At 42.7% G+C, this 3,405-nt stretch carries 5 protein-coding genes; 1 reads left to right on the top strand and 4 read right to left on the bottom strand.

What is annotated here, in order from left to right; genetic code table 11:
• The 4 genes from ACE01T_RS17370 to ACE01T_RS17355 form a co-directional block, all read right to left on the bottom strand.
• Window positions 1-634, bottom strand: a 634-nt coding sequence (locus tag ACE01T_RS17370) for an aldehyde dehydrogenase family protein (RefSeq protein ID WP_395519767.1), incomplete at its 3' end; no start/stop codon positions are given.
• 58 nt (window positions 635-692) lie between these two features.
• On the bottom strand, window positions 693-992 hold the full coding sequence (locus tag ACE01T_RS17365; RefSeq protein WP_010116206.1) for a DUF1330 domain-containing protein: 300 nt from the start codon (window positions 990-992) through the stop codon (window positions 693-695).
• Between the two features lie 10 nt (window positions 993-1,002).
• Complete coding sequence (locus ACE01T_RS17360) at window positions 1,003-1,680, bottom strand: type 1 glutamine amidotransferase domain-containing protein (protein WP_010116208.1); 678 nt, start codon at window positions 1,678-1,680, stop codon at window positions 1,003-1,005.
• Window positions 1,681-1,766: 86 nt separating this feature from the next.
• Entirely contained in the window at window positions 1,767-2,924 is a 1,158-nt protein-coding gene (locus ACE01T_RS17355) for an iron-containing alcohol dehydrogenase (protein WP_062034281.1), read from the bottom strand.
• Window positions 2,925-3,149: 225 nt separating this feature from the next.
• On the opposite strand from ACE01T_RS17355, the gene ACE01T_RS17350 reads away from it, so the two are divergent.
• Window positions 3,150-3,405: transposase (locus tag ACE01T_RS17350; RefSeq protein WP_395519768.1), on the top strand; the 256-nt coding region annotated here is incomplete at its 3' end.

Genomic DNA, 3,405 nt, shown 5'->3' with positions numbered 1-3,405 from the left:
CACCTTCTGAACCTGTTAACGCGACTCCATGTACGCGTGGATCATTCAAGATAGTCTTAATTTGCTGTCTTGTTGCAAAGATATTACTGAAAGTACCTACAGGAAGACCTGCATCTAACATCAATTTTTCAAAAGCTAAAGCACATTGTGGGACATTGGATGCATGTTTGAGAATCAATGTATTACCAGCTGCTAATTGCGGCGCCAAAATGCGTGCAATTTGATAATAAGGAAAGTTCCAAGGCTCAATAGCCAATATAATACCCAAGGGTTCATGAACTAGTGTTGCTTGCCCTTCATTAGGATCAAATGGTAACTGCTCATCAGCCAGTAAAGACTCTGCATTCTGAACGTAATATTCGAAAATACGTGCAGAAATTTCAACTTCTGCCAATGCTTCACTGGTGATTTTACCCATTTCAAGAGTAAGCAAACCTGCGTATCTATTCGCATCTGCACGCAGGAGATCAGCGGCACGTTGCAAAATCACACAACGCTCAGAAACCGATCGATCTTTCCAAGCCAAGAATGCTTGATGAGCGTTTGTGAGGATTTGTTCTACTTCTGTATCACTTGCAACAGGAAAGGTTTTTAGTACTTCACCGTTATAAGGATTAATAGATGCATAAGCCATATTATTTTCCAGATTTTGTAATCAAAAACATACTCTGATTAATTTTGTTACCACCCTATTAGAGTGCTTCTTCGATACCTTCGATCATAAAAACACGATAAGTCGCCCCTTTCAGACGATGTTGTAATGCTTCTTGGTAGGCAGGACTGTGATACCAGTCTCGCGCTGCCGCCATATCAGGAAAGCGTAGAATGACAGCTCCTTCAATTTCATTGCCTTCGAGCACTTCTAATTGACCATAAAAAGCCAATGCTGTTAACTCACGACCTTCACGAGCAAGTGGGGCTTTCTCTGCATATTGCACCAGTTGCTCAGAATCAGAAGTTTGCTCACGGGTAAATACCACATATGCAGACATTGACTACTCCTTATTTTAACAATTGAAGTAATGCTGTGGCGGTTGCAGCAGAAGAGGCGGGATTTTGTCCAGTAACCAGTAAGCCATCTACTTGGACATGCACTTGCCAATCACCCGCTTTAGAATAATGACCACCATTTTCTTTGAGCATGTCTTCGACCAAAAACGGTACAATTTCGGTCAACCCTACAACGGCCTCCTCAGTATTGGTAAAACCAGTCACAGATTTACCGCTGACTAAAGGCATTCCATTACTCTCTTTCACATGACGAAGAACACCCGGGGCATGACAAACTGCTGCAACTGGTTTTCCAAACTGAATCGCCTGTTCAATCAGAGCAATTGAAATCGGATCTTCTGCTAAATCCCACAATGGACCATGCCCGCCCGGATAAAACACTGCATCATAATCAGCAACAGAAATTTCGCTAAGTTTTTGCGTCTGTGCCAATGCTTGCATTGCAGTTGGATCCGCCTCAAAACGATGTGTGGTTTCAGTTTGTGCATCGGCTAAGTTACTTTTCGGATCGAGTGGTGGCTGCCCACCTTGAGGTGAAGCCAGCGTGACTTCAGCCCCGGAATCAATAAAGGTGTAATACGGTGCAGCAAGTTCTTCTAGCCAGAAACCTGTTTTCTCACCAGTATTGCCTAGTTGTGCATGTGAGGTCAGAACGAGTAAAATTTTCATATTATTTCTCTGATAATTTTTAGGATTGGGGGAGCATCGTTACATGATCACATGCCGTGTGGCGTGACCATGACAGATACGCTTGTTTAGAGGCTCGTCTCGAGAATTTGGCGACTGATCTCTAATGAAACATTTTTATGTTCACCTAACTGGGTCAGATTGTGTGATTCGAGTTGCGTAATGATGATCTCAATATCTGTCGCCCCCAATTGATAATCGCTAAGACGAGTTGGCAGTCCGAGTTGCTCAAAGAAGGTTCGAGTACGGGCAATGGCTGCATCAATACGTTGTTCTTCATCACCTTCGACAATCTGCCAGACACGAGTCGCATATTGTAGTAATTTTTCTCGCTTCTCTTGACGACGTACTTGTAGATTGGCCGGCAACACAATTGCTAAGGTACGAGCATGATCAATACCATGTAAAGCCGTGAGCTCATGTCCAATCAAATGGGTCGACCAATCTTGTGGTACACCTGCTCCAATCAGGCCATTCAGTGCCATGCTGGCGGTCCACATCAAATTGGCACGCGTGTCATAATCTGCCGAATCTTCCAAGACTTTCGGTCCAATCTCAATCAGGGTTTGCAATAGACCTTCGGCAAAACGATCTTGTACTTGTGCATTGACAGGGTAAGTTAAGTACTGTTCCATGACATGAATAAATGCATCGACCACGCCATTTGCCAACTGGCGCGTCGGCAAGCTATAGGTTTTATTCGGGTCTAGCACCGAAAATTGCGGAAAAACATAGGGACTGCTAAATGCAAGTTTGGCTTGGGTCGATTTTCGGGTAACTACCCCACCGTTGTTCATTTCTGAACCGGTTGCCGGAAGAGTGAGTACACTGGCAAAAGGCAAAGCTTGGCTAATTTGAGTGCCATGGGTTTCTAAAATTTCCCATGTATCACCTGCATAATTGACTGCTGCTGCAATAAATTTGGTGCCATCAATCACCGAGCCACCGCCGACAGCCATTAAGAAATCAAGCTTTTGTTCACGAATCAGTTCTACTGCTCTCATTAGGGTTTCATAGCTCGGATTCGGTTCGATTCCTCCGAATTCGTGAATTTCTCGTGTACCTAATGCTTCACGCACTTCAGCTAATGTGCCATTTTTACGGGCACTTTCGCCACCATACAGCATTAATACCCGTGCTTCTGCAGGCACATAGTCATTGATTTTGACAATCGTGTCGGCACCAAAAAGAATACGGGTTGGATTATAAAAGTCAAAATTCAGCATATTTTTATCCTCAAAAATCAGTTAATGATTTGAAAAACCACCGTTATTAATCGCGTCAACTATAAAAATTAATCCACACTGCGGTTTTTGCTGTGATCATGCAGCAACTATATACAAAAATAGACCAGTCGTCTATTTATATATAAATTAAAGAAGAAGGCACTGTTGCAAATAGAGATTTGAGTCGATGATGTTCCAATAAAATGGCTAATTAACGAGGTGCTTATTAGCAGTAAGCGATACCCTGAAGAATTCAAAATTGAAGCAGTAAAGCAAGTGACTGAAAAAGGTCATAGTGTGGCTGAAGTTGCCGCACGTTTAGGTACAACCACGCATAGTCTTTATGTCTGGATTAAACGTTATGATCCTCAACAGCCTAAAATCATAGAATCTGGTGATCCACTTGCAGAATTGGCAAAGCTAAAAATGTGTGAGAGTAAAAAATTATCATACTGGTTTACTCTCAACCCTTTGATTTTAC

It is taken from the genome of Acinetobacter uliginosus (assembly GCF_044130295.1).
Lineage (GTDB): Bacteria > Pseudomonadota > Gammaproteobacteria > Pseudomonadales > Moraxellaceae > Acinetobacter.
This window is presented reverse-complemented; position numbering and strand designations above follow the sequence as displayed.